The 25,337-nt window shown below is 44.3% G+C and carries 25 protein-coding genes; 12 read left to right on the top strand and 13 right to left on the bottom strand.

Annotation, left to right across the window (positions count from 1 at the left end):
• Positions 1–15 precede the first annotated feature (15 nt).
• Positions 16–507, bottom strand: coding sequence for a VOC family protein (locus MJ612_RS06995; protein ID WP_187032737.1), 492 nt, complete (start codon positions 505–507; stop codon positions 16–18).
• A 130-nt stretch (positions 508–637) separates the two neighbouring features.
• Positions 638–2,560: a PA14 domain-containing protein gene (locus MJ612_RS18400; RefSeq protein WP_187032735.1), complete on the bottom strand. Its 1,923-nt coding sequence runs from the start codon at positions 2,558–2,560 to the stop codon at positions 638–640.
• 531 nt (positions 2,561–3,091) lie between these two features.
• Between MJ612_RS18400 and MJ612_RS06985 the strand changes: the two genes are divergently transcribed.
• The 5 genes from MJ612_RS06985 (at position 3,092) to MJ612_RS06965 (ending at position 7,854) form a co-directional block, all read left to right on the top strand.
• Positions 3,092–3,652: a DUF1543 domain-containing protein gene (locus MJ612_RS06985; RefSeq protein WP_187032733.1), complete on the top strand. Its 561-nt coding sequence runs from the start codon at positions 3,092–3,094 to the stop codon at positions 3,650–3,652.
• Positions 3,653–3,730: 78 nt separating this feature from the next.
• Positions 3,731–4,813, top strand: a complete 1,083-nt coding sequence (locus MJ612_RS06980) for an efflux RND transporter periplasmic adaptor subunit (protein WP_187032731.1) — start codon at positions 3,731–3,733, stop codon at positions 4,811–4,813.
• Positions 4,810–6,069 carry an ABC transporter permease gene (locus MJ612_RS06975; protein ID WP_187032728.1) on the top strand — a complete coding sequence of 420 codons (1,260 nt, stop codon included), beginning with the start codon at positions 4,810–4,812 and terminating at the stop codon, positions 6,067–6,069. The genes MJ612_RS06980 and MJ612_RS06975 overlap by 4 nt, the downstream gene beginning before the upstream one ends.
• A gap of 1 nt (position 6,070) precedes the next feature.
• Positions 6,071–6,751, top strand: a complete 681-nt coding sequence (locus MJ612_RS06970; protein WP_187032727.1) for an ABC transporter ATP-binding protein — start codon at positions 6,071–6,073, stop codon at positions 6,749–6,751.
• 86 nt (positions 6,752–6,837) lie between these two features.
• On the top strand, positions 6,838–7,854 hold the full coding sequence (locus tag MJ612_RS06965; RefSeq protein ID WP_187032725.1) for an NADP-dependent oxidoreductase: 1,017 nt from the start codon (positions 6,838–6,840) through the stop codon (positions 7,852–7,854).
• 101 nt (positions 7,855–7,955) lie between these two features.
• On the opposite strand, the gene MJ612_RS06960 is transcribed toward MJ612_RS06965, so the two are convergent.
• The gene (locus MJ612_RS06960) at positions 7,956–8,657 is read right to left on the bottom strand and encodes a DsbA family oxidoreductase (protein ID WP_187032722.1); all 702 of its coding nucleotides are present in this window, start codon (positions 8,655–8,657) and stop codon (positions 7,956–7,958) included.
• Positions 8,658–8,710: 53 nt separating this feature from the next.
• Entirely contained in the window at positions 8,711–9,343 is a 633-nt protein-coding gene (locus MJ612_RS06955) for a nitroreductase family protein (protein ID WP_187032720.1), read from the bottom strand.
• A 115-nt stretch (positions 9,344–9,458) separates the two neighbouring features.
• Between MJ612_RS06955 and MJ612_RS06950 the strand changes: the two genes are divergently transcribed.
• A complete protein-coding gene (locus tag MJ612_RS06950; RefSeq protein WP_187032718.1) occupies positions 9,459–9,887 on the top strand; it encodes a winged helix-turn-helix transcriptional regulator in 429 nt (142 codons plus the stop codon).
• A gap of 39 nt (positions 9,888–9,926) precedes the next feature.
• Here MJ612_RS06950 and MJ612_RS06945 read toward each other — a convergent pair whose 3' ends face one another.
• Positions 9,927–10,160, bottom strand: coding sequence for a DUF3820 family protein (locus tag MJ612_RS06945; protein WP_187032716.1), 234 nt, complete (start codon positions 10,158–10,160; stop codon positions 9,927–9,929).
• A 254-nt stretch (positions 10,161–10,414) separates the two neighbouring features.
• Here MJ612_RS06945 and MJ612_RS06940 point away from each other — a divergent pair, with 254 nt between their 5' ends.
• Positions 10,415–11,839 carry an MATE family efflux transporter gene (locus MJ612_RS06940; RefSeq protein WP_187032714.1) on the top strand — a complete coding sequence of 475 codons (1,425 nt, stop codon included), beginning with the start codon at positions 10,415–10,417 and terminating at the stop codon, positions 11,837–11,839.
• A 10-nt stretch (positions 11,840–11,849) separates the two neighbouring features.
• Here the strand turns inward: MJ612_RS06940 and MJ612_RS06935 are convergent, their stop codons facing one another.
• Positions 11,850–12,185, bottom strand: a complete 336-nt coding sequence (locus MJ612_RS06935; protein WP_187032712.1) for a hypothetical protein — start codon at positions 12,183–12,185, stop codon at positions 11,850–11,852.
• 419 nt (positions 12,186–12,604) lie between these two features.
• Here MJ612_RS06935 and MJ612_RS06930 point away from each other — a divergent pair, with 419 nt between their 5' ends.
• Together MJ612_RS06930 and MJ612_RS06925 are read left to right on the top strand one after the other, a co-directional pair.
• Entirely contained in the window at positions 12,605–14,155 is a 1,551-nt protein-coding gene (locus MJ612_RS06930) for a DUF3943 domain-containing protein (RefSeq protein WP_187032710.1), read from the top strand.
• A gap of 70 nt (positions 14,156–14,225) precedes the next feature.
• A complete protein-coding gene (locus MJ612_RS06925) occupies positions 14,226–14,729 on the top strand; it encodes an ankyrin repeat domain-containing protein (protein WP_187032708.1) in 504 nt (167 codons plus the stop codon).
• A gap of 22 nt (positions 14,730–14,751) precedes the next feature.
• Here MJ612_RS06925 and MJ612_RS06920 read toward each other — a convergent pair whose 3' ends face one another.
• The 3 genes from MJ612_RS06920 to MJ612_RS06910 form a co-directional block, all read right to left on the bottom strand.
• Positions 14,752–15,813: a hypothetical protein gene (locus MJ612_RS06920; RefSeq protein WP_250419084.1), complete on the bottom strand. Its 1,062-nt coding sequence runs from the start codon at positions 15,811–15,813 to the stop codon at positions 14,752–14,754.
• A 146-nt stretch (positions 15,814–15,959) separates the two neighbouring features.
• Positions 15,960–16,670 (bottom strand): DUF305 domain-containing protein, encoded by a 711-nt coding sequence (locus MJ612_RS06915; protein ID WP_187032706.1) that lies wholly within the window; start codon positions 16,668–16,670, stop codon positions 15,960–15,962.
• A 111-nt stretch (positions 16,671–16,781) separates the two neighbouring features.
• Positions 16,782–18,890 (bottom strand): copper-translocating P-type ATPase, encoded by a 2,109-nt coding sequence (locus MJ612_RS06910; protein ID WP_187032704.1) that lies wholly within the window; start codon positions 18,888–18,890, stop codon positions 16,782–16,784.
• Between the two features lie 161 nt (positions 18,891–19,051).
• On the opposite strand from MJ612_RS06910, the gene MJ612_RS06905 reads away from it, so the two are divergent.
• Positions 19,052–19,702, top strand: a complete 651-nt coding sequence (locus MJ612_RS06905) for a DUF2911 domain-containing protein (protein WP_187032702.1) — start codon at positions 19,052–19,054, stop codon at positions 19,700–19,702.
• 71 nt (positions 19,703–19,773) lie between these two features.
• On the opposite strand, the gene MJ612_RS06900 is transcribed toward MJ612_RS06905, so the two are convergent.
• Positions 19,774–20,391, bottom strand: a complete 618-nt coding sequence (locus tag MJ612_RS06900) for a hypothetical protein (protein ID WP_187032700.1) — start codon at positions 20,389–20,391, stop codon at positions 19,774–19,776.
• 210 nt (positions 20,392–20,601) lie between these two features.
• Here MJ612_RS06900 and MJ612_RS06895 point away from each other — a divergent pair, with 210 nt between their 5' ends.
• Positions 20,602–21,411: a PepSY domain-containing protein gene (locus MJ612_RS06895; RefSeq protein ID WP_187032698.1), complete on the top strand. Its 810-nt coding sequence runs from the start codon at positions 20,602–20,604 to the stop codon at positions 21,409–21,411.
• A 92-nt stretch (positions 21,412–21,503) separates the two neighbouring features.
• Positions 21,504–23,156: an alpha-glucan family phosphorylase gene (gene glgP / locus MJ612_RS06890; RefSeq protein WP_187032696.1), complete on the top strand. Its 1,653-nt coding sequence runs from the start codon at positions 21,504–21,506 to the stop codon at positions 23,154–23,156.
• Positions 23,157–23,277: 121 nt separating this feature from the next.
• Here the strand turns inward: glgP and MJ612_RS06885 are convergent, their stop codons facing one another.
• From MJ612_RS06885 to MJ612_RS06880, 3 genes are read right to left on the bottom strand one after another with little or no spacing between them, the layout of a single operon-like run.
• Positions 23,278–23,922, bottom strand: a complete 645-nt coding sequence (locus MJ612_RS06885; protein WP_250419083.1) for a DUF3347 domain-containing protein — start codon at positions 23,920–23,922, stop codon at positions 23,278–23,280.
• Between the two features lie 20 nt (positions 23,923–23,942).
• Positions 23,943–24,071, bottom strand: a complete 129-nt coding sequence (locus MJ612_RS18330) for a hypothetical protein (RefSeq protein ID WP_255487998.1) — start codon at positions 24,069–24,071, stop codon at positions 23,943–23,945.
• 12 nt (positions 24,072–24,083) lie between these two features.
• Positions 24,084–25,283: an efflux RND transporter periplasmic adaptor subunit gene (locus tag MJ612_RS06880; RefSeq protein ID WP_187032694.1), complete on the bottom strand. Its 1,200-nt coding sequence runs from the start codon at positions 25,281–25,283 to the stop codon at positions 24,084–24,086.
• Positions 25,284–25,337 lie beyond the last annotated feature (54 nt).

Raw genomic sequence — 25,337 nt, 5'->3', positions numbered from 1 at the left:
CTCAGAGATAGTTATTTACTCGAGTTCCTTTAAAAGATCTTCCAGGTCCAGGTGGCGGGTGTACATGTAAAGCGAGCCATCGGCATGAGTTGGCCATTGAGATTTTGGTCTGTCCCAGTATAGTTCCAGGCCGTTATGGTCAGGGTCGTTCAGGTAAATGGCTTCAGACACTCCATGATCAGAAGCGCCAGTGATCGGGTAATTGGCATCTATTAAGCGTTTGAAGATAACAGCCAGATCTTTGCGGGTTGGGTAAAGTATAGCTGCATGAAACAGTCCCGCACTCCGGACAGGGGCAGGGCTTGCGCCCTTACTGTACCAGGTATTTAACCCGATGTGATGGTGGTAACCGCCCGCCGAGATAAAAGCTGCGTCTTTACCGTACATCTGCATTAGCTCAAAGCCAAGTATACCAGTATAAAATGCCAGTGCCCTCTCCAGGTCGGTTATTTTTAAATGCACATGCCCGATGCTTGTTTGTGCCGGTACTTTATAGTTGTCTTCCATTGCAGGTTTATACTTGTTTACTTAATACAACTTATACTTTGGTTAAAAGTTAAAGATTATTTAGATCGATATCACAAATAAAAAGGCACCTACACAAGCAGGTGCCTTTTTATTTGTGATGTTATGGGACTTATTCTTTCACAATCCTGATGGTTTTGCTGTTTCCGGTACTGTCTGTATACTTTAGAAAATAAGTGCCGGCTAGTAATCTGGCTTTTGATAGGTCTATTTCCAGTTTGTTATCAACGGGCTGTAGGTTCGGTACAGTATACTTTAGTGTTCCATCAAGTGTCATAATTACTACCTTGCGTAAGTCTACTTTTTGATCGCCCAAATCCAGTACTATAATATTTGTGAATGGGTTTGGATAAACAGAGGGTTCAGTATTTACTTCTTCAATAATAGTGTTCGCCGGATCGAAAGGAGACAGTCTGTTACCTTCTATAGGGCGTTCCAGTTTACCATCAGGCAGCTGCCAGCCTACAGTCACATGGTCGCCACCAGCGCCTTCCACATGTAACACTTCAATATAATATCGCTTGCCTGCTTCCAACTGGATTTGCTCAGATTTCTGCGATACTTGTTCATTCCATCCTCTTGGGGCTGTCCAACCGTTTACATAAGCAATTTTTACTTTTTTAGTTGGATCTTCAGATGTGCTTAAGTATAGCTCGGCATTATTGTCTCCTGCAATCCAGAAAATATATTGACCAGTTGCCGGCGTGGTTATATAACCTCGTATGCGCTGGCCATAGTTGTCTGCTATATTATTCGGACTTTCAAACAAAGTTAACTCTTTTGTGTTAGTAGGGGCTATGGTAAGAGGTATCTGAGTAATATCTTCTGACGCAACGTTTGCCCATACTTCACTTATTATTTTACCTGTACCTGATGCCGTATCTGTAGTGTTTTCTTCTTTTTCTACTGGTTCAGGAGCGGTAACCGGAATAGGTTCAGAGGAAATTATTGGCGCTGTACTGGCAGGACCAACAGTTATGCCATTGCTGGATAGCTTCTGTTTCCAACGATTAAATTCATCGCGCTCGTGCTGTTGCGTGATTGTACCTGATAAAAAATTATTGCTGTGTTGATTCACGTTTCCATCAGGGAAGTATAGTTTCTCATTATTCCAACCTCCACCATAGCCGGTTACCCCAATAACATTGTTATGAACTGAATTATTAAAGGTTACCCCCGTTTTATAATAATCGTAGCCATACATAGGCTCTGTTCTGAAAGGAAAAAATGTGCCATCGGTAAACTGGGCAGAGTTAATAGCCCTGTTATTGAAAATCTCGATGTTATTCCCGCCAGCTATTGCGTAATTGTGATTACCTAGGTTTACTGTTTGGTTTTCATAAATTTTTACATGTGCTGTTGCTACGGATGCCGGATCTCCCATCCCTTCTTCATACCAGGAGTCAGTAATAATGCCCCCGCCTGCGTAGTGAGAGTTAGTTGCCGGATACGGATAAGCACCTTGAATATAATTGTTGTGGATGCGGATAGGCGAGTCGGTTCTGCCTCTTGAGTTAGAGAGGTTAATGTTTTCCTCTACCAGGGAATTGTTTGGTTCGTTAATTATTTCATTCCATGCAATCTCCACATGAGGAACTTCACCTCTGTAATTAAATGAAACAAAGTTTACTAACTCTTTGCCATTATAAATTCGCCCATCAATATTTTTTACTTTGTTGTAACGAATTTTAATGGTCTCTGATGTAGTATTGTTCCCCTCATAGGTTGTAGCGATGGCTATACCAGCAGTATTTTCGAGGTAGCAATGTTCTACTACCACATTCTTGAACACATCAGCTGTTAAAAAGCGGCGCGGCTTCTTGTAATGGTAGAAAACTGTAGGTTCCAGGCCATAGCCGTTGGTGTGTTTGACAGTTACATTGACAGAGTAGCCCCAGCTTTTGATCAGGTAACCGGCAGAACGGATGTTGGAGTTGACAATAGTGACTGGCTCTGAGGTTTTGATTTCTACCGCTGGTACTTCAGAGTCTCTCGACTCCCAGTTACCGGTATAAGTACCCCCTTTGGTGATCACAAAAGGACCACTGTAAGTCTGGGCAATTGAATAAAGTGGAGTAAGAATTAAGACCAGTATTGTAACCGGTAGGATGTGAAAAATGAAATTTAAAACTTTCTTGGAGTATACATTTCTTATCACCATAATGGAAGTGTAAAGTTGAAAAATATATAATTATACTAATGTTTTTAATGGCTATAGATATGTTTAACTGCGGCAAATCTATCATTTAAAATAACTTAAATCCAAATTTTAGAGCAAAAAGTTTGTAAAAGTCCAATTCTGCAGGCTACAGATATTGGACTTCATAACATATGATAATAAATAACTATAATGTATTGATATACTGTGAAATGAGGATATAATCATGCTTTAAGTCTTTTAAAGTATAATTTCTGAAGTAGGTTGAATGAAGTATAAATTGCACTGTTTTGCCTATGAAAAAGATTCAAAAATTTTTTAATATTAAATAAATAGGATATTATATAGATAAGGTATATCCGGTGTGGATGATCAATAACTATAAAATTATTGTAGCGTTTTTAGATCATGGCAGAACCTAAACTTTTTATGACATTGCTTGGGTGCAGGCCACCCGGCAGGAACACAGAGCAGCACGACGTATTTTTCGGAATCGCTGAATCAGTGAAGGAACTTGTCCCGCAGATCAGGAAATTCTGGCCGGGAGCCGGCGCTATTCATGTTGATGCGTGGCGTGAAGTTACCAATGTAGGTGGTTATCAGATACAGGTGGTGCCTAGGCAAGAAAAAAAGGCAGGAGAAGAAGCTTATACATTATACTTTCTGAACCTGGGTGGCTATAGAGCCGGGGAGTTTGATGAGTTTCATTATAAACTGCTGGTAGTAGCAAAAACTAAAAATGAAGCCATACAACAGGCTAAGACAACAACATTTTACAAGCATACCGGTTTTAAAGGAGCTCCATCGCATATAGATGATAAATTCGGAGTAGATGTAGATGATCTGCATGAGGTGAAGGACATACTTTCTGAGGAGCTTAAAGCTAGGTTCAGTATTCAGATAGAGCAGGGCGGAACTATAACGGAAGACAAACTGCACCTGGGATATTTTCCGTTTAATAAACTATAGAACAATGCTTTGTACCGCTTTTGATGCAAGGATCGCGGAATTTATAGTTGCTGCGTTATCTAACAAAGAATAACCCTTATGAAACTATTCTACCTGCTTTTTATGCTGATGTTGCTGCTTTTTTCCTGCCAAGGCAAGCAGGAGAAAACACAGCCAACAGTAGAAGATATCTCTGAATCTGTATATGCATCAGGTGTCGTAAAAAGTAAGAACCAATACCAAGTATTTCCTACAGTAAGTGGCATTATACAGCAGATATTGGTAACGGAAGGGGATGTAGTGAAGAAAGGTGACCCGCTAATAAAAGTGGATAACGAAGCTGCCCGTCTTAGCACCGAAAATGCACGGATCGCTGCCGAATATTCCAGTGTGAGTGCCAACAGGGAAAAACTCAACGAATTACTGGAAACTATAGACCTGGCGCGAAGCAGAAAACAGAACGACTCGCTATTGCTGGTGAGGCAAAGAAACCTGTGGGCGAAGCAAATAGGTACGCAGGTAGAGTTGGAGCAAAGGGAATTAAACTATAAAAATTCGGTTACCGCCTATCGCTCAGCCGTTCTCCGGTATAGCGATCTGAAAAAGCAACTGAATTTTGCAGCCAGGCAGTCGCAGAAGAACCTGCAGATAAGCCAGACGATGACAGGTGATTACACTGTGAAAAGTGAGACCAATGGCAAAGTATACAGCGTACTGAAGGAGCAGGGGGAGATGGTAAGCCCACAGGTGCCGGTGGCAGTTATAGGGGATGCCAATGAATTTATACTGGAACTGCAGGTAGATGAGTATGATATAGCGCGCGTAAAGCCAGGCCAGCGGGTGCTTCTGAACCTCGATAGCTATAAAGGGCAGGTATTTGAAGGCAAAGTGTATAAAATAAACCCAGCCATGAATGAGCGAACACGTTCTTTTACTGTTGAGGCAAGCTTTGTATCGGCACCGCCGGCTCTATACCCAAACCTTACCACTGAGGCCAATATTATTATACAGGCTAAAAAAAATGCGCTTACCATACCCCGTGAATACCTGCTGGATGGAAGTTATGTGCTGACAGAGCATAAAGAAAAAGTGCCTGTTACAACTGGTCTGAAAGATTACCAGAAGGTGGAAATACTCGATGGCTTGACGAAAGATGATGTGCTACTGAAACCGGTACAATGAACAGCAAGCTAATATTTGGCATAGCAAAATCGTTGCTGCTGGCCCGCTGGCGACAAACGCTGGTTGCTGCCATTGGTGTAACGTTTAGTATTGCTATGTTTATTACGCTGCTCAGTTTTATGAACGGCCTGAACGACCTGCTGGATGGGCTTATCCTGAACCGTACACCGCACGTGCGGCTTTATAACCAGATCAAGCCAAGCGATAACCAGCCGGTTAATGTTTCTCCTGAATTTAAGAACTCCTATAACTTCATCCAATCAGTAAAATCAGGTATAACGCGGCAGGAAATCTATAACAGTGGCCCCATTATGCAGGCCGTAAAACGGGATGCACGCGTGCAGGGTGCTGCTCCAAAACTTACAACCCAGGTCTTTTACAACGAAGGCACCATCGAAATCACTGGTGTTATCAATGGTATTGATGTGGAAGAGGAGAGCAGGCTGTTCAATTTCCAGGATTACGTAACTTCTGGTAATGCCATAGATGCCAAAAACATAGCCAACAGTATTATACTTGGTAAAGGCCTCGCAGACATTCTGGTAGCTGATATCGGGGATGTGGTGCAGGTTACTACTGCGCAGGGCGAGCGCTTCTCTCTGAAAGTAGTCGGATACTTCCAGTCCGGGATACAGGAGATAGATAAGGTACAGAGTTATGCTTCCATTGGCACCACACAAAAGCTGATGGGCAAACCAGCCAATTACATTACAGATATTCAGGTGAAACTACACGACCTGGAAATGGCACCTGCCGTAGCCAAAGAGTATGCTCAGTTGTTTGACATTGATGCCGAAGATATTCAGACCGCAAATGCCCAATTCGAAACAGGCAGTAACATCCGGTCGCTTATATCTTATTCAGTTGGCGTAGTACTGTTGATCGTGGCAGGCTTTGGCATTTTCAATATCCTTAACATGATGATCTACGAAAAAATGGATTCCATTGCTATACTTAAAGCTACAGGTTTTTCAGGGGGCGACGTTAACCGGATCTTTCTCCTGATCGCGCTCAGCATTGGGTTCTTTGGTGGCATGGTTGGTCTTGTCTTTGGTTTCATATTTTCCGTTATCATCGATAATATTCCTTTTGTTACGGCTGCGTTGCCAACTGTAAAAACTTACCCGGTTAACTATAGCCCGATCTTTTATTTTATTGGCGGTTCTTTTTCCCTTATCACCACCTACTTTGCAGGTTTCTTTCCGGCGCGTAAAGCCAGCAAAGTAGACCCTGTAGAAATAATAAGGGGTAAATAATATGCAGGATATTATACTTGAGGCAAGGCACATCAATAAAGAGTTTCATGACCCGGTAACGGTGCAGGTGCTACATGATATTACCTTTTCTGTAAACAAAGGAGAGTTTGTATCTGTGATCGGGAAATCTGGTTGCGGTAAATCTACGCTGCTGTACATACTCTCTACCATGGATACCGACTATGAAGGTGAACTGCTGATAGACAAAGAACTGATGACAGGCCGGAGCGATAAAGAACTTGCCAGGATCCGGAATGAGAAGATCGGGTTTGTGTTCCAGTTTCATTACCTGCTCAACGAGTTTTCGGTGCTGCGAAACGTGATGCTGCCCGGCTTGAAACTGAACAGGTTTAGTGAACAGGAAATAGAGCACAGGGCTATGGAGCGGCTTAACATGCTGGGCATCGGACATCTGGCTACAAAAGAAGCCTACAGAATTTCAGGTGGTGAAAAGCAGCGTGTTGCCATTGCCCGAGCGCTTATAAACGACCCGCATATTATTATGGGCGATGAGCCAACTGGCAACCTCGATACAAAAAACAGCGAGCATGTATTTGAGATCTTTAAAGAGCTTGCCGCAGTACATAATCAAACCCTGCTTATAGTTACCCACGACCAGAGCTTTGCCGAAAGCAGCGGGAGGATCATTGAGATGGAAGATGGCCGGATTATCAGGCATTAATCTAAAAGCTACTTTCCTAAATCTCAAAGTATAACTCCATTATAAGCTTCTGCGTGTTATTAGTTTATACCTGATTCCGATAAACTATGAAAACAAGAAGTATATTACTGAACGAGCGCCCGCAGGGCTTGCCCACCGACAATACCTTTAAATTTAAAGAAGAGGAGTTACCCGGACTGCAGGAAGGCCAGGTGCTTCTGAAATCGCTTTACATTTCTGTTGACCCCTATATGCGGGGGCGCATGAGCGATGCGAAATCGTATGTGCCGCCATACAAGCTGCACGAACCGATAATGGGTGGTGTGGTAGCCGAAGTAATTGAAAGCCATAATGCACAACTGCCGCAAGGTACTGTGGTTTTGGGTAACCTGCCCTGGCAAACCTATAGCATTTCTGATGGCAAGGGCCTGATGTCAATTAACCCGGATCTGGCACCGCTGAGCTATCATTTGGGTATACTTGGTATGCCCGGCCTTACGGCTTATTGTGGGCTGCTTATTATCTGCGTTCCTAAGCCGGGCGAGACAGTAGTGGTATCCGGAGCGGCAGGTGCAGTGGGTACGGTTGTGGGTCAGATAGCAAAGCTGAAAGGATGTCGTGTGATTGGGATTGCAGGATCTGATGACAAGATAAATTACCTGAAAGAGGAGCTGGGTTTTGATGAAGCCATCAACTATAAATCAACACCCAATATACAAAACGCGCTTGCTGCTGCCTGCCCGAATGGGGTGGATGTATACTTTGACAATGTAGGTGGGGAGATATCAGACGCCGTTTATAGTTTGCTCAACAATTTTGCCCGGATCGCCGTGTGTGGGCAGATCTCTTTATACAATGCCACGTCACCGCCTATGGGGCCTCGCGTAGAACCGATTTTACTTAAAACGAAGTCGCTGATGAAGGGCTTTATAGTAAGTGATTATGCTGACCGATTCGGAGAAGCCGCCGCAGAACTGGCAGGCTGGTTACAGGAAGGTAAATTACAGTATGAAGAAACTATTGTGGAAGGTTTTGACCAGTTGCCGCATGCATTTTTGGGCTTGTTTAAAGGCGAAAACATAGGCAAGCAGCTCGTGAAGGTAGCAGAATATAGTGGTAGTTAAAGTATAGATTTAATCAATTTTATACCCGAATTTTAGAGATAGGTTAATAAAATAAAAAGCACCCGATATCAGGTGCTTTTTGTTTATGCTTTACAGTTTAATTAGCAGCAGCCATCTATACCACAGCTTTCACCTTCAGTTTTAATTTCCTGTAGTGTAGGCGCTACCTGTGCAAACACCTGGTGAAAAACCTCTTTGGGTTGTGCGCCGCTTATTAAATACTGGTCGTTGATGATGAAGGCTGGAACACCGGTAATTCCGGAAGCCTGCGCCCACTGTTCCATCTCACGAACCTCGTTTTTACCTGCTTCGCTTTCAAAGAAACCTTCCAGCTTTTCGGCTGGAATACCATTGGCAATACCTATTTGCGTTAGCAAAGCTGTATCGTTCATGTCATTGCCTTCCGTGAAGTAACTATAAAAAAGCGCTTCTGCTACTTTCTCCTGTACACCACATTCGCCAGCCAGCCAGATAAGTCGGTGACCATTAAAGGTATTGTTCACTTTTGTAGACCTGTCGAAGTTAAAAGTGATACCGGCTTCTTTACCTACAGCTGCTAAACGCTGGTTCATGGCATCCAACTGAGACAGGATCTGAGGACCATAGTTGTTTTTAAAGTACTCCTGCTTCTCCATACCTTCCGGGGCAATGGCTGCATTCAGTTCAAAAGGCTTAAAGCTTACTTCAAACTCATACTTTCCACCTGTTTCGGTAAGAGCTTTATTCAGGCGCTGCTCCCCAACATAACACCAGGGGCAGTTAATATCAGATACTATATCTATTTTAATCTTCTGTTTGTTCATTTTCAAAGTTTTAAATTAGTTGTAAGTTATACTTTAACTATAAGCGCTGATGCTTACTGAAGTATAAACAGCTTTTCTTTCTGGCGTCTAACTTTTGGCAGTTTTGCCAGCCAGTCGTTTTCTGCATCGCGGTAACCTAAAGGCAGCAAGGTAACACTTTTCAGGCCTTTCTCTTCCAGGTTTAAAAGCTTATCCAGTGCAGCACTGTCAAATCCTTCCATTGGCGTTGCATCTACTTTCTCAGTGGCAGCTGCAACCAGAGCTGTTCCGAAAGCAATATAAGCCTGCTTGGCAGCCCATACAAAGTTTTCTTCTTTTGTGTTCTTTTCAGCGATGCCTAACAAGGTGTTTTTAAAGTCGGTCAGTGCTTCTTCCGGCATGTTGCGCACCGCTGCGGTATGGCTGATAAACTCATCAATATGTGCTGGGGTAATGTCATCCCAGGCAGCAAACACCAGCAGGTGAGAACTCTCTTCTATTTGTGGCTGGTTATACGCAATAGGTCTTATCTGCTTCTTCAATTCTTCGTCTTTTATTACCAGGACAGTGTAAGGTTGCAAACCCATAGAAGATGGGGCAAGACGTATAGCTTCCAGAATATTATTTACTTTTTCAGCCGGCACTTTCTCGCCGTTCATTCGCTTAGACGCATAGCGCCATTCCAGTGATTCTAATATATTGTTCATGTAGGTACAACAATAACGTGTAAGTATAAATTCAATACTAGGTTACTTTTAGTAACTCAAAATTATTGCGTATATTTGGGTAAGTCAAGTAGGCATCATCGTAATACTAAGTATCATGGGCGTAACTAAAACTGATAATCAGCAGCTTAAGGTCCGGGAAAAAATAGATAAAATATTGCTGGACAAAGCCAGTAATGAGAATTGCTGTCCGGTGAAAGATATTCTGGGCCGGTTTGGGGACAAGTGGTCTATTTATACCATCCTGATGCTGGGGCGGAAAGAAACGTTACGTTTTAACGAGCTAAAGACGTTGATATCCGGCATTTCACAACGGATGCTAACGGTAACCCTGCGCTCGCTGGAAGAAGACGGACTGGTAAAACGAACTATATACCCGGAGATTCCACCGCGCGTGGAGTATGAACTTACAGCACTGGGCCACAGCCTGCTGTTAAAGCTACTGGAACTGGCTGACTGGGCAAAACTGAATATCCACCAGATTATAGAAGCACGGGAAGTATATGCCGGCAAAAAAAGCCATTGATCTGTAGTTTATACTTGCCACTGAAGTATAAGCAAAAGCTTATTTCCTCAGTTTTTTGATGGGAGTTAACAGGTATTCCAGCCCGTTTAGCTTAATCTCATACATAGTAGCCAGCAGCATACCCAGCTTGGCCGGAGGAAAACCTTCCCGCTGAAACCATTCCAGATAAGATACCGGCAAATCACTGATAAAAGTGCCTTTATACTTGCCAAAAGGCATTCTCATCTTTACAAGGTCAACTAGTATCTGTGGGTCAGACCCAAAATTCTCCATAAATTTCTGCGCTTATACTTTCAGGGTTTAAGGGTATACCTGCTCCGAATCTGATACAGGTAACCCGATAACCAAAGGTAAGAGAATAGCTCCAGGAGATAACATTTACCAGGTAGCTTTTAAGTAAAGTATAAACTGAAGCGTTAAAAGTATAAATTAGTAGCTGGTATGTGCGTCATCAGGGCTATGGTGTTCACTTTTGCTCAGGTTTATACCTTGTTGTTTGCCTAACTTAGTTTCAATTTCTACAATGTATGCTTCGGTCAGGGTTATTCTTTAGCAGGCTTTCTGATTTCTACGCAATCCTGAAAAGGTCTTTGCGCGGCGAAGAAATCGATTTTACTGTAGGCAGTATCAGGAGCTCGGTTATCCTACTGGCCATCCCGATGATGCTGGAGATGATCATGGAGTCGGTGTTTGCTTTGGTCGATCTATACTTTGTAGGTCATCTGCATAACAGCAGCTACGCCATACAAACAGTAGGACTCACAGAATCGGTACTGGCAATCGTTTATTCGCTGGCTATAGGTATAAGTATGGCGGCAACAGCTGTAGTAGCAAGGCGCATCGGCGAAAAAGATCCTGCTGCTGCGTCAAAAGCCGGTGTGCAGGCCGTGCTTATTGCAGTTTTCATCAACACCTTACTAAGTATAGCCGGTTTTATTTTAGCCAGTGATATACTGTTATGGATGGGAGCATCGCAGGAAGTAGCCACGCAGGGTACACCGTTTATGCAGATCATGATGGGAAGCAGTGTGTTTATCATGCTGCTGTTTCTGCTGAACGGTATTTTCCGGGGAGCTGGAAACGCAGCCATTGCCATGAAGAGCCTGTGGGTAGCTAACATCATTAATATTATACTTTGCCCGGTGTTTATAAATGGTTTCGGACCTATACCTGCTTTTGGCTTAACAGGTGCTGCTATTGCAACTACACTAGGGCGGGGAGCAGGTGTTTGTTACCAAGTATACTTTCTGCTGGGTTGTAAAAGCTCACTTTCAATCAAACTGCCTTACTTTATACCTGACTGGCAGCAGATACGCGCATTAGTCAAGATTGCAGCACCGGCCGTATTGCAGTTTGTGATAGCTTCGTGCAGCTGGATTTTCCTGGCGCAGTTGGTGGCTGTTACCGGTGGCGACCATGGGTCGGCAGGTTACCAGACGGCGCTACGCCTGATGATGTTTTTTATGTTGCCAGCCTGGGGACTAAGCAACGCGGCGGCCACGCTGGTGGGGCAAAACCTGGGGGCTAAACAACTACAAAGGGCAGAGCAGTCGGTTATAAAAACGGCAAAGTATAACGTGAGCTTTATGCTGCTGGTAACTATACTTTCATTGGGTGGTGCCAACTTTTTCGTTTCTTTTTTTACCAATGATACCCAGATACAGGCTATTGCGGCACGCGCTATTTATATCATGAGCACGGGCTACATCTTTTATGGTATTGGTATGGTACTGATGAACGCTTTTAACGGAGCCGGCGATACCTGGACCCCAACCCGAATCAACTTCTTTGGGTTCTGGTTGTTCCAGATTCCGCTGGCTTATTTACTGGCAAAGTATTTTGAGATGGGACCCGATGGTGTTTTTATTTCGATACCGGTTGCTGAAACGGCCATTACTATTGCAGGGTTGGTACTGTTTAAAAAAGGCGACTGGAAAAAAATTAAAGTATAGCTGCTGCCGGTTATATTCCTGACCACCTGTTTCTCTCGGCATCTTCAATGCGTTTGATCAGTTCATTTATCTTGTCTATATCTGGTTGTTCTGATGCAAATACTTCTTCATCAAGCGCAATAGGAGTTGGGGCCAGCCTGTTGTAAATGGTCTTCAACTGGTTGATATAAAAATCCAGCTGTCGGGTTATGTCCACGTAAAATTCCGGATTATCAGTTGCCTGGTCTAAAAAGCCTACTTTGGTGTTCTCAGCAACCCTGATCTCTTCATAGATCATCTGTCCCAGTTCCTGCTTCGTAATTCCGTGCGGAACCCGGTTAATAAAATCTTCTATATCAAATGTCATGTACCATAGATGTTTCTGTGAAGTATACGGTAAACTTTTAACAGGTTTGACTTGTGAAGGGTAAATTTAAAGAAGTATAACATCATCGGACCGATGTATAAGGAGCACATTGCTGATAGGAAGGGATAAAAACAAAAAAGGCTCCTCTTTTACAAGGAGCCTTTCTGTTTATGAATAAGTTTATAAAAAACTTTTCAACTTTTAGCCATTCATATATACGGGAGCAGGTTTTAGAAGGTTGTGTAGTTTTAAAAAATATTTTAATTTTTTTCAGAAACTATAAAAGAAGGTGAGTTTGACCTGTAAAAGAGAGGTACGTGTCACCATTAAGAGCTGTTCCCGTAAGAGTCTCAAAATTATCAGGTAACCCATACTCAAAATGGTAAGCCTGTAAATTCCTACACCCGGGAAAGCTACTCATGATATTACGCTATACTTTTATAATTCTTATTTTCTCCGTCACTATTGTTCAGGCAAAAGAAATTATACCTGCAGCTGCTGTACCACCTGCATTAGTAAACGGGCAAAAAACTCTTGAGCTGAGTAGCAAAAACGAGGTATGTTATTTTTTCAGGTCTGCAGATAAAAAGAAATTCAACAGGCTAAATGCTTTACATCAGCCTTTAACCGAACCTCAGCTTGATGAAGATGATACGGTGTATAACAAAAGAGCTCCTGTCTGGAAACCTGCTGCACAGGTTATTGCAGTAAATGCTTTATTCATGGGTTTTAACCGGTATGTCGCAAAGGCTGATTATAGTTATGTAAATTCAGAAACCTGGGAGAAGAATCTGAAATCTGAGCCGGAATGGGATTCAGACCATTTCGGGATAAACTTTATCGGGCACCCGTACCAGGGTACTTTATACTTTAATGCGGCACGGTCGCAGGGCTATTCTTACTGGCAGTCGTTACCTTTTGCCATAGCAGGAAGCTTAACCTGGGAATACTTTGGAGAGAACACCTTACCATCTTATAATGATATGATCTATACGCCCCTGAACGGCGCAGCACTTGGCGAGATCTTTTACCGCATAAGTTCAAGTATACTTGATGACCGAACCCGTGGAAGAGAACGCGCAATGCGTGAGATTGCTGCGGGGCTGATTAATCCGGTACGCGGGTTTAACAGGTTGTTGCAGGGGAAAACTTTCCAGGTTACAGATAAGGATGTATATGAAAAAGAGCCGCTCAATTTAACTGTATTTGCCGGTATACATCGCCTTAACGAACAGCAGAACGAGGTATTCGGGAAAGGAGGAAACAATGCCATGCTCTCTTTGCAACTTGATTACGGTAAGCCCTTTGAAGTAGCAAGGCGCAAACCTTTTGATTTTTTCAGGCTACGCACCGAATTTAGTACCGGAGCTGATACTGTAGGGGGCATGATCAATAACGTAACAGGTTATGGCATTTTGCTGGGCAGGAACATGCAGATTGGCAAACTGGCGCTACTAACAGGTGCCTTTCAATATTATGATTTCTGGAACACACGTAATTTTGAGTTAGGAGCGCTTGGGTTTGGAGGCGGCGTATTCTCTAAAATTGAATTCAGGAAAAGTATAAACCTGTATACCAATGTGCACCTGGGCGTGGTACCGCTGGCAGGTAACAGCACCCGCTTCGGCCCGGATACAAATGGTTTCAGAGATTATACGTTTACCAATGGTGTACAAAGCAAAGTGGAAAGTACCTTAACGCTTGGAAAACATGTATCCACGTCTTTTGTATACTATCATTTCTGGCTCCATACATTTGAAGGCTTGAAGGGAAGCAATTCGATCGGGATTGTAAGGCCACGGGTTACGGTGCGGCTTCTGAAGAACATAAGTTTAGGATATGAGCACTTTGGGTATACTACCAACAGGTGGTTGAAAGATTACCCAAACCAGCGCTCTGTTATAACGGAGCAAAAGCTTTTTCTGCAGCTCTTCCTGGAGGCACCGCAACGTAGCGGGCGGTACAATTAAAATAGATTGAACAGCCATTTCAGTTCCTGTTGCGTACGCTCCTGTAACTAACTATCTAAGTATTAATCCTATGACATTTTACTCCACCAGCGAAGAACACCTGCTCTTTGATGCAGCCCGGAGAGGGGATGCAGCTTATATAAAACAACGGATAGCAGCCGGCGCGAATCTAAGTATAACCGATGGAAGAGGATTTACACCCCTGATCATAGCGGCTTACGACGGGCACGAGGAAGTTACCCGTTTGCTGCTGGAGGCAGGAGCGGACCCGAACACACAGGATAGTGGCGGAAACACCGCTTTAATGGGCGTATGTTTTAAAGGATACCCAGACATTGCAAAGTTGCTGATCGAGAAAGGTGCGGAGCTGAATACACAGAACGGAAATGGCGGTACTGCGCTAATGTTCGCCACACTTTTCGGGCGAAATGCCTTAGTAAAGCTTATGCTGGAATATGGTGCTGATACGACTATAAGAGATGTTCGTGGCCTAACTGCACTTGACTTAGCTTACCAACAGGGCAACGAAGAAGCCATAACATTACTGCAGGAACATAACCTGAAGAGCAGCTAAAGAAAGTGAAAGTATAAAGCATTTATATTCTCTTGAAGTATACTTTCTTCTCGTTTTCCCATACACACAACGTGGTATTATCTGGCATTGGAGCAGCTTCTATGTAGCTGCCGTTGCCCACTACCAATTCCTTATCTGCATTCAGGGCCTTTAGCTTCAGTTCAGATTTATCCTGCCACACTATAACCGGATTTGTGTTCCCACAGATGCGGCTGTTACGGCCTTTACCGAACTGCACTTCCGGACTTCCGGCTTTGGCATAAAATATCTTGCCTTCACGCTGCCAGGTTGTATGCACCTCATCGTTTTCATCAACCAGTATACTTCCGCCATCCATAGGGCAGCCTTCCAGCTTCCAGGTGCCATTGCCCAGTTTTTCTGCAGCAGAAAAATGCTGGCCTTTATCTTTTGAAGAGGTATAGTAAAAGTCTCTGGAGCCATTCACCCAGTTTCTGAACATCAAGGTTACCTGTTCGCCTTTTACGTTTATACTTGGTTTGCAGCATTCGCACACAGTACTGTCAGGGGATTGATATACTACCCGGTTAGGTGACCACGTGCCGGCTGCACCTGATGTTGAAGCCAGCACAATTTTGTTTTTCTTGTCATTCCTGACATCCAGCCACACGGCATAAAAGTTGTCCTTATCATCGCTGGCAACGCTCATCAATCCTTCTACAGCTACCTTTGGCACATCATTTATATCTGCCGCTTTAACCCATTTATCTGTCCCATGTTTCAGGCTGAAGGAATGGATATTACCTTTTTTATCAATAGCGGTAACTATAGTATAATTGGCAGAACTTGCTATCTGTGGCCCCATCGACATCCCCAGTAAAAGTCCCGGAATCTTACCTACAACCTCAGGCTGTGAGAAGGTCTGGCCGTTATCCGAAGAAGTGGCGCAGAAAATAGTTTCATCTTCTCCGTACACAATGCGTGTGGTGCCATCTGTTGCCATAGCGACTTGCGGCTGACGACCATTAGCAAGCAATTTTTCTTTTGTATGCTCTGCAGGCGAAGTACAGGAAATTACAGCAAAGGAAAATATAACAGGTAACACGATGTTCAGGAGAGTCTTCATGCGGCGAAGTATAAGTGATTTTTACTGAAAGATAATCTATTTCTGGAAGATGTATACTTGTTTTAAGAAAATGTAAAGGCCATCAAGTATGGTGACTTGATGGCCTTATTGAGTAGTATCAGCTTTATTGGCTATTCGGTTAGTTGTTATTTATTCTGTTGCTGCCAGTTCTGAAGCTCTTTTATCTCTTTCGTTTGTTGGTCGATCGTCTTCTGTGCCATTTGCTTCATTTCCTGTGTTTTGCCTTGTTTCAGAAATTCTCTCGCCATCTCATTGCCCATTTCATGGTGATGGATCATCATCTGGGCAAAGTTCTGGTCGGTGTTCATGCTGCTCATATCACCCATGTTTTTGTGCATATCGCCCATCATTTTGCCCATCGGCTGCATCATCCTGCTGGTAGTGGCTGTATCTCCTTTGGTTGGTTTGTGTTTACTCGTGAAGTCCTGCAGCTTTTTGATATCAGCCTGGTTGGTTTCCTTCGTCTTCTGAGCCATCTGCTTCATTTTGGTGTCTGTACCATTAGCTATTTCGTCGTCTGCCATCCTTACAGCCCCTTGGTGGTGCATGACCATCATTTGAGCAAAGTCATAATCAGGATCTCCGGTCATATTTGTTCGCATGCCACGCATTTCCTCCATATTTTTATGCATGTGTGCCATCATACCGCCTCCTGCACCGGTCGTATCCATACCCGTGGTTGCAGCTGTATCAGTAGTTGTTACTCCGGTTGTTGTTTCTTCGGTTTCAGTGGTGGTTTCTTCAACGGTTTTGGCATTTTCGTTACATGCTGTAAATGAGAAAGCCATAAGGCAGGAAAAGAGAACCAGGCCTTTTTTAAAATTAAGTTTTTTCATAGTTGTGGTTTATTGGTTGTCTGAAATACTAAAAAAAGTAACTTGTTTATCTGTTTATCAGTTACTTATGATTTTGGTTATACGACCCGGCATTAGACACGTTGTTGCCCGTTACTTTAGCTGCCTTCGCAGGAGTTGGGCATTGATGGCCACAATCACGGTACTCAAACTCATCAAAGCCGCTCCCACGGCAGGCGAGATCATAATGCCCTGGTTGTAGAGCACACCTGCCGCCAGGGGTAGCGCGATCACGTTATAGCCGGTAGCCCAGATCAGGTTCTGGATCATTTTACGGTAAGTTGCCTTGCCGAAAAGTATAAGTGATGCGATGTCCTGCGGGTTGCTGTTGACTAGTATAATATCGGCTGTTTCAGCGGCCACGTCGGTGCCGGAGCCTACGGCAATGCCTACATCGGCTTGCGCCAGGGCAGGGGCATCGTTTACACCATCGCCGGTCATGGCTACAAACTCACCTTTTGCCTGTAGCTCTTTTACCTTGTCTTGTTTCTGGTGCGGCAGTACGTTCGCGAGGTAGCCGTCCATCTTCAGTTTATCGCTTACACTTCTGGCTACGCGCTCGTTATCACCGGTCAGCAGCAGGTTCTTGATACCATTTTCTTTCAGCACCTGTATGGCGCCGGCAGATTCGGGACGTATCTGGTCGCGCATGGTGATGTAGCCTACCGGTTGTCCGTCCACCAAAGTATAAACAACTGTTTCCACGCCTTCTTCGGCAGTACTGGCAGGTACCTGTATGTTATACTCTTTGATGTAATTTGGCCCAACTACTTTCACATCCCGGCCGTCCACCATACCTTCAAGGCCTTTACCCGGCAGGTAGTTAAAGGCTTCAGAAGGGGGCACCGTTATACCTTCTGCCTTAACCTTGCGAAGTATACCCTGCGAAATAAAATGTTCTGAGTTCTGCTCCACACCAGCCGCCAGCCGCAGCATTTCGCGTTCATCCATAGTTTTATCAAAAGTCACTACAGAGGCAATTTCGTGGGAGCCTTGGGTGAGGGTACCGGTTTTATCGAAGATGATGGTGGTGATCCTGCGGGAATTTTCGAAGGCGGTGCGGTTGCGGATGAGCAGGCCGTTGTTAGCCGAAACGGCTGTTGAAATAGCTACTACCAGCGGAACTGCCAAGCCTAACGCATGCGGACAGGAGATTACCATCACGGTAACCATCCGCTCCAGTGCAAAAGCAAAGTCCTGTCCAAGTATAAGCCATACCGCCAAGGTGCCGAAGCCGGCAATTAGCGCAATGTACGTGAGCCATTTGGCAGCGCGGTTAGCCAGGCGCTGGGTTTCTGATTTGGTTTTCTGCGCCTCCTGCACCAGGGTGATCACTTTGTTGAGGTAGCTCTCTTTGCCGGTATGCTCTACCAGCACCCGCAGGGCACCATTACCATTAATAGAGCCGCCGATCACTTTGTCGCCTTTGTTCTTTTTCACTGGTTTGCTCTCGCCGGTCAACATGCTTTCATTCAGGTGGCTTTCGCCGTCCTCCACTACGCCGTCGGCCGGTACTTTCTCACCGGGTTTCACCAGTATAAGGTCACCTTTCTGCAGGTCTTCTATGCGCACTTTTACTGTTTCACCATCCCGGATCAGCATTGCCTCGGCAGGCATCATACTTACCAGCAGTTCCAACGCTTTGGAGGCACCCAGCACCGAGCGCATTTCGATCCAATGCCCCAGCAGCATGATCACGATCAGCGTGGCCAACTCCCAGAAAAAGTCCATACCCTCCAGACCAAAAACAATAGCCGTACTATAGAGATAAGCGACTGTAATAGCAACCCCAATGAGCGTCATCATGCCCGCAGAACCTTTTTTTATTTCCTCTACCAGCCCTGTTAAAAATGGCCACCCGCCATAGAAATAGATAACTGAAGAAAGTATAAAAGCAATGTAAATAGCATAAGGCACCTCCAGCGTAAAGCCCAGAATGTGTTGCACCATCGGGCTCAGGATAATAACAGGTATGGAAAGTACCAGCGATACCCAAAACCGCTTTTTAAAATCTTCGATCATCATGCGGTGGTGATCGTGGCCGTGCTTACCGTGCGGCGGATGACCGGTGGTGTCTGCGTGCATGGCGTGTTCGTGGCCGTGCAGCGTTTTCTCCTCCAGCCGTTCAGTTACTTTGTCTTGCTGCTCTTTTGCCTGCTCTTGCTGACTATGCTTAGGATGATTGTGATGTTGGTGATCCATACTTGCTTACCTCCAGGATGTATTAATTTGAGTGTCTCTCTATTAATTTGTACCAAGTATAATGTTAAGAAGTTATAGGATGGGTGCTTAAGGCATATAAGCCAAAAGGAAATAATTTGTAGTTTTAGCTCAGGATAATCAATAATCTTAAACTAATCTACATGAACTCCAGAATCTCTACCAGCTTTTTAGCCCTTATACTTTGCGGTACTTTGTCTTACTGCAACCAACCTGCCAGCGAGCATGAAACTCCTGCAGCAGAAGCAACGCAGCACGCCAAACATGCTCCTGAAGCGCATACTCCAAAGGTGAGTGAAGGTGCTGTAATAATCAAAGAACAGGCAGAACCGGATATGCTGAAAGGTAGCTTGAAAGCAGAAGCGCATGGTATGATCGATGACGCACACCTGACGATCAACTACCATTCACCAGCCGTGCGGGGCCGCAATATCTGGGGTGGTTTAGTTGCTTATGATCAGGTATGGGTAACTGGCGCACACTCGGCTACCAGCTTTACAACTGATAAGGATATACTGATAGGAGGAAAGCAGTTGCCTGCCGGCAAATATGCGTTGTTCACTATTCCGGGTAAGGACGAGTGGGCCATCATCATTAACAAAAACTGGGAGCAGCACCTGGCCGATGATTACTCAGAGAAGGAAGACGTATTGCGCATTTCTGTAAAGCCTGAAGCAACAGCGCAGCCGCAGGAGCGGCTTCGGTACCAGATCGTATCAGAGGCTGATGGTAAAGGTGCTGTTGTGATCAGTTGGGAAAAGCTAAAAGTAACCGTACCGGTGGCTACAGTGTGATTATAGAATGATATAAACAAAATGAGGCGCCTAAAATCAGGCGCCTCATTTTGTTTAATGGCATAGGCATGCTATTTTTTTGCGGATTTCCATTTATTGTATTCCGTTACTATAACCGGCAGATCTGTTACTTTGAACTCCTTATTTTCAATTCTGGTAACCAGCTCAGGATAGTCGGCAAAGTATAAAGCTGATTGTTTTCTGAAGGTGTTCTGCACATTCACACCCATCGCACCTGAGGTAAAGTGCATACCCACCCAGGTAGCTTCCTTTTCATCTGTTCGCTTCGCATAAAAAGTGACATCCGAAACATTATGTGGCATGCCGCCTCTATTGAAACTCATTGTGGCGCCATGTCCATATAATGTCACCGGCCCTTCGATTAAAACCTGCAGCCAATATGGCTCTTTTGATTTCCGGCCATAAGTAACAGTATGAACCGGAACATATACCACAGCATCAGAGTCTTTCTGTGGGAAAGTAACCTTGCTTAATTCTGCTCTGTTGATTTTTTCTTTGGCAGCTGAATCTGTCGCCTTAAAAACAACATTTTCTTCTTGCACCGAAGATGTTTTAACTAATCCGGTCATTTCTTTGCCATTCGCAAAAATGAGTTTGCCTGGCTGAAAGTCCTGCGCGAATGCAGTAATTGTACAGGCTAGCAAAATAAGTGTAAAAAGTTTCTTCATGCTTTAAGCTGATAAGGTTAAACATATAAAATCAAATATATTATAAAAATTATATTTAGCAAATGCCTTAATAATGAAATTCGCATAGTTTATTGAATGGCAAAGAGGGGTGCTGGAATTACTATAGCTGCAATAGAACGCTTGTTTATACTTCCTGAAAATTTACCTTTGATCCTGTAAAGTATATCTTATTATTATTATATTAGCTAAATGAAGCTAAAGAGCAATAACTACTATATCCGTAAATCGCACCGTTACCTGGGAATTATACTTGGTGTGCAATTTCTGTTCTGGACCTTAGGTGGTCTTTACTTCAGCTGGAACGATATTGATGAAGTACACGGCGATCATCTGCGTAAGGAAAAGAGGAATTTCTCTGCTTCTATGAATATGGTATCTCCGCAGGTGGTGCTGGATAACCTGAAAGCAAAAGCACAGGTGGATTCTGTATTATCAATACAACTGATTGAAGTTGCAGGGGTGCCGGTGTATCAGCTTCGGTATTTTTCTGGTGCAATGGACCATGCTGCACATGCGGCAGGTTCTCATATGCCTGCTCAGGCTTCTAATGTTAAAGTGCAGTTGGCAAATGCAGCAAGCGGGAAACTTATACCTGCACTAACCAAAGAAGAAGCACTTGTTGTAGCCAAAAGCCAGGTCGCAGATCCGGTTAAGGTTGAGAAGGTAGAATATCTTTCAGAAGTAGGAGCGCACCACGAGTACCGTGAAAAACCACTTCCAGCCTGGGCTGTTACATTTAGTCAGCCGGATAATTGCACAGTATATGTTTCTGCTGAACTGGGTACTTTCCAGGCTATACGCCATAACCAGTGGCGCCTGTTCGATTTCTTCTGGATGCTGCACACCATGGACTATGAATCCCGTGATAACTTCGGTAACATCCTGCTAAGAGCATTTTCTATTTTCGGGCTCTTCACTGTTTTGTCCGGTTTTGTATTATACTTTGTGTCCTCACCAGGTATCAGAAAAGTAAAAAAGAAAGTACATCAGGTGCGATAGGGCTATTCTGCAAACAATAACCGTTAGGTTTATTGCGGCAATATAACAGGTGCTTTCTGATAACGTACACCTACTATCAAAAGCATGTAGTTATGACGGACTATAAAAAGGAGCTGCATCCTTACGCTTACGCACCTGCTTACCAAAAGCGTGTCGCATACTTCTCAATGGAATACGCTATCGCGCAATGCCTAAAAACGTATGGCGGTGGTCTGGGTTTTTTGGCAGGTTCTCACATGCGGAGCGCTTATCATTTAAAACAAAACATAATCGGAATAGGCATCCTTTGGAAGTATGGTTACTATGATCAGGTGCATCGGTCAGACCAAACCATGGGGGTATTATTTTTAGAGAAGATCTACTCTTTCCTGGAAAAAACCGATATCAGGTTTGAAATAAAAGTAAACCATGCACCTGTACAGGTTGGCGTTTATTTCCTGCCTCCAAAGGTTTTTAGTACAGCCCCGGTTTTTTTTCTTACCACAAATCTGCCTGAGAACGATTATTTAGCCCAGTCTATCACACATAAACTATATGATTCAAACCAGGAAGCAAAAATAGCAGCCAGTATTTTATTAGGAACAGGAGGGCTCAAACTACTGGAGATCCTGGGTCTTGCTCCGGAAGTATACCACCTCAACGAAGCACATGCTTTACCATTAGCTTTTGCCTTATACCAGAAGCACAGGGATGTAGCAGAAATCAGAAAAAGTCTGGTGTTTACTACACATACACCAGAGGCGGATGGGAACGAGAAAACCGATATCCGGCTACTCGATAAGATGGGTTATTTCTCTTATCTGCCGCTAGATGAAGTAAAACACATTACAGGTATAAAACAAGATACATTTGACCACACGCTGGCCACCCTTCGGCTTGCACGCAAAGCGAATGGTGTTTCTGAAATGCATGGTAAAGTAGCGCATAAACTATGGGGAAAGTATCATGACATTTGTCCGTTGACCCATATCACCAATGCTCAAAACTACGCCTACTGGGCAGACCCATACTTATATAGTTACCTGAACCAGGGCAATGATAAAAAATTAGTGCATCGAAAAAAGAAACTTAAGAAACGGCTTTTCGAGGAAGTTGCTGACCAAACTGGTGATTTGCTGGATGAAAACATTTTTACCATTGTTTGGGCAAGGCGCTTTGCCGCTTACAAACGCGCAGACCTTATACTGGAAGACATGGAGCGCTTTGAACGATTACTGGCTAATACCCAAGAGCCCGTTCAGATCATCTGGGCAGGGAAGCCTTATCCCGCAGACTATGGCGCTATCTCCGTTTTCGACCGTTTGGTACACCTGAGCAAGAAGCATCCGCAATGCTCTGTATTAGTAGGCTATGAGCTAAAATTATCCAAGCTATTAAAGCAGGGGGCAGACCTGTGGCTGAGTAACCCCTTGGTAACCCATGAAGCCTCCGGTACAAGTGGCATGTCTGCGGCCATGAATGGAGCAGTTTTGCTTTCTACTGCAGACGGATGGGTGCCTGAGTTTATAAAGCATGGTAACAATGGTTTTATGGTTCCTCCTGTTGACGCTGCACTACCCTTGCATGAGCAAAACAAGCACGATGCTACCAACTTACTGGATACACTCGAGCAGGAGATTCTGCCATTGTATTATCAGCAACCAGCTAAATGGCTTACCATTATTAAAAACAGTATGAGGGAAGTAATACCCTTCTTCGACTCAGATAGATTGGCAAGAGCGTACTATGAAAAGATGTATACTTGATAGACTGAAAAAACTGTTCCTTAAAAACATCAAAGTATAAGTTCAAAAACTATCAAAAACTAAAGGTCATTACCTGTTAAGGGTAATGACCTTTTATATATAAGGTTAAAGTATTGTACTTCTACTTTTTGCTATAAACTTCTTCGTTGCTACCGCACTTCAGCATCGCGTCGCCAAAGTATGGGTTACGGATCTCTTCGTTTGAGCTCAGCCAGTAAGCGCCCTGGTCGTTGTTGGCCATTGGGCAGTGCTGGTAGTACAGTGTCTGGCCGGCAGCACCAAAGGCTTTGGTAAGGGCAAATGTTGCTTCAGATAGCAGTTCCAGTTCGCCGCGCTGCGCTTCCACGTCTGTAGATTCAGCCATTTTAGAGGCAGCCTGTTTAACTTCGCCCAGTTTTTCTTCAGCAAACGTTTTCTGCTCGCCCTGCAATCCGGAAACATCAACTTTTTCAGCAGCCGCTACTACGGCTTTAGCATCAGCCTGTGCTTTCTGCGCGTCAGAAGCCACCAGATTGTCTTTCAGTTTCAGGTAGCTGTTTACTACGGCTGTGATCTGTTCTTTTACCGGACCGGTTACTGAAGTATAATCCGGAGTTTCTACCACTACTTTTCCTTCAGCTGGCATGGCGTCGCCGTGGGCCATACCTTCGTGGTGCTCCATGTTCTCGGTTTCGGCAGTAGTTTCCTGCTTGTTTTCTCCACAGGAGGTCAGTACAAACGCTGCAAGGGCAGCAGCCACAAACGTTTTCTTCATGATGTTTTTCATGTTTTGGTTAAAGTATAAAATTAAGAATTTAGTTGATTCATAAGCACTATAAATATGGCCAGCACCACGGCAGAAATAACTATGACCTTCCACCATTTACTCCAGTTACTTTTCGGTTCTTCATCGCCGGTTTTGCAGCAGTCTTTCATATAAAGTATAACTCAATGCTGATGGCCGGCCATTGGGTTAGCGCCTTTCTTCAATACAAACTCGCTGTAAAGCAGGTATGCGCCCGATACTACTACCTTGTCGTTTTCTTTTAGCCCGGAAAGGATAGCTACATTGTCAGCGCTTTCTTCGCCAAGTGTTACCATTCGGGCTTTGAACGTATCCTTACCCGACTGCACCCAAACATGGGCGCCTTTTTCGTCGCGAATGACTGCATCAGTAGGAAGCGATAAACTAGACCCCATATCGGATGGAAGTATAACGTTGGCCTGCATACCCGGCAGGTACTGGTCATTAAGGTTTGATAGGTCTGCTCGAAGTATAGCAACCTGTGTGCCGGCCCTGAACTCAGGACTAATGAAAGTAACTTTTGCTGTAACTGGCTCCTGGCCAAATCCTTCTACCGAAACTTTGATCGGATCTCCTTCTTTCACGTTAACAACTTCCTGCGGATACAGCTCGGCTTCTACCCAGATCTTGCCCAGTTTTCCCAAGCGATACAGTACGCCGCCTTCAGCCACATACTGTCCTTCGGCAGCGGCTACTTCTGTAACCACACCACCGGCAGGAGCTACAAAAGTAATGCGCGAACTAACCTGTCCTGTTCTGGCAAGATTGCGGATCTGGCCTTCGGTTAAACCGTAAAGCAGAAGCTTCTTTTTGGCAGCCTCTAGGAACGAAGCAAAACGTGGGTTTTCTTTCCCTAATTCACGGTTTTGCGCCAAAGACAGCAGGTACTCGCGTTGCAGCGTCAGGAGCTCTTCAGAGTATAGTTCGTATAGTGGCTGACCTTTTTTTATAGTTTGTCCGCTTTCTTTCAGGTATAGTTTTTCAATTCGTCCGGCGGCGCGACTGCTAATCACATCAGTCTGGGTCTCGTCGAGCACCAGCTTGCCGGTAAGTATGGAATTGCTGCCCACCGAACCAGATTTTATACGTTTGGTTTTGATGTTGCCCAGCGCGATCTGGCTCTCGCTTAGCATCAGTTCTCCGTTCTCCTTATCGGACTGCGACACCGGCACCAGGTCCATGAAGCAGATAGGGCAGGTGCCGGGCTTGTCCTGCACAATTTGCGGGTGCATCGGGCAGGTATAGGCAGCCTTTTCGCCTTCTGCATGTGTTTTTTCTTCCACAGAGCAGGCCGCTACAAGTATAGCAACCAGCAGGAAGAGTATGTTCAGATATCGTCTCATGTTTAATTTTGAATGAGTGATTGAGTGGATGAGTGAATTTTCACATCTCCAAAT

Origin of the sequence: Pontibacter deserti (genome assembly GCF_023630255.1) — a bacterium.
Taxonomy (GTDB): domain Bacteria; phylum Bacteroidota; class Bacteroidia; order Cytophagales; family Hymenobacteraceae; genus Pontibacter; species Pontibacter deserti.
This window is presented reverse-complemented; position numbering and strand designations above follow the sequence as displayed.

Bases quoted from the DNA above. Each gene is read 5' to 3' on its own strand.
- MJ612_RS06995 (WP_187032737.1), bottom strand. From the start codon at position 507: ATGGAAGACAACTATAAAGTACCGGCACAAACAAGCATCGGGCATGTG.
- MJ612_RS06985 (WP_187032733.1), top strand. From the start codon at position 3,092: ATGGCAGAACCTAAACTTTTTATGACATTGCTTGGGTGCAGGCCACCC.
- MJ612_RS06980 (WP_187032731.1), top strand. From the start codon at position 3,731: ATGAAACTATTCTACCTGCTTTTTATGCTGATGTTGCTGCTTTTTTCC.
- MJ612_RS06975 (WP_187032728.1), top strand. From the start codon at position 4,810: ATGAACAGCAAGCTAATATTTGGCATAGCAAAATCGTTGCTGCTGGCC.
- MJ612_RS06970 (WP_187032727.1), top strand. From the start codon at position 6,071: ATGCAGGATATTATACTTGAGGCAAGGCACATCAATAAAGAGTTTCAT.
- MJ612_RS06965 (WP_187032725.1), top strand. From the start codon at position 6,838: ATGAAAACAAGAAGTATATTACTGAACGAGCGCCCGCAGGGCTTGCCC.
- MJ612_RS06960 (WP_187032722.1), bottom strand. From the start codon at position 8,657: ATGAACAAACAGAAGATTAAAATAGATATAGTATCTGATATTAACTGC.
- MJ612_RS06955 (WP_187032720.1), bottom strand. From the start codon at position 9,343: ATGAACAATATATTAGAATCACTGGAATGGCGCTATGCGTCTAAGCGA.
- MJ612_RS06950 (WP_187032718.1), top strand. From the start codon at position 9,459: ATGGGCGTAACTAAAACTGATAATCAGCAGCTTAAGGTCCGGGAAAAA.
- MJ612_RS06945 (WP_187032716.1), bottom strand. From the start codon at position 10,160: ATGGAGAATTTTGGGTCTGACCCACAGATACTAGTTGACCTTGTAAAG.
- MJ612_RS06940 (WP_187032714.1), top strand. From the start codon at position 10,415: ATGCTTCGGTCAGGGTTATTCTTTAGCAGGCTTTCTGATTTCTACGCA.
- MJ612_RS06935 (WP_187032712.1), bottom strand. From the start codon at position 12,185: ATGACATTTGATATAGAAGATTTTATTAACCGGGTTCCGCACGGAATT.
- MJ612_RS06930 (WP_187032710.1), top strand. From the start codon at position 12,605: ATGATATTACGCTATACTTTTATAATTCTTATTTTCTCCGTCACTATT.
- MJ612_RS06925 (WP_187032708.1), top strand. From the start codon at position 14,226: ATGACATTTTACTCCACCAGCGAAGAACACCTGCTCTTTGATGCAGCC.
- MJ612_RS06920 (WP_250419084.1), bottom strand. From the start codon at position 15,813: ATGAAGACTCTCCTGAACATCGTGTTACCTGTTATATTTTCCTTTGCT.
- MJ612_RS06915 (WP_187032706.1), bottom strand. From the start codon at position 16,670: ATGAAAAAACTTAATTTTAAAAAAGGCCTGGTTCTCTTTTCCTGCCTT.
- MJ612_RS06910 (WP_187032704.1), bottom strand. From the start codon at position 18,890: ATGGATCACCAACATCACAATCATCCTAAGCATAGTCAGCAAGAGCAG.
- MJ612_RS06905 (WP_187032702.1), top strand. From the start codon at position 19,052: ATGAACTCCAGAATCTCTACCAGCTTTTTAGCCCTTATACTTTGCGGT.
- MJ612_RS06900 (WP_187032700.1), bottom strand. From the start codon at position 20,391: ATGAAGAAACTTTTTACACTTATTTTGCTAGCCTGTACAATTACTGCA.
- MJ612_RS06895 (WP_187032698.1), top strand. From the start codon at position 20,602: ATGAAGCTAAAGAGCAATAACTACTATATCCGTAAATCGCACCGTTAC.
- glgP (WP_187032696.1), top strand. From the start codon at position 21,504: ATGACGGACTATAAAAAGGAGCTGCATCCTTACGCTTACGCACCTGCT.
- MJ612_RS06885 (WP_250419083.1), bottom strand. From the start codon at position 23,922: ATGAAAAACATCATGAAGAAAACGTTTGTGGCTGCTGCCCTTGCAGCG.
- MJ612_RS18330 (WP_255487998.1), bottom strand. From the start codon at position 24,071: ATGAAAGACTGCTGCAAAACCGGCGATGAAGAACCGAAAAGTAACTGG.
- MJ612_RS06880 (WP_187032694.1), bottom strand. From the start codon at position 25,283: ATGAGACGATATCTGAACATACTCTTCCTGCTGGTTGCTATACTTGTA.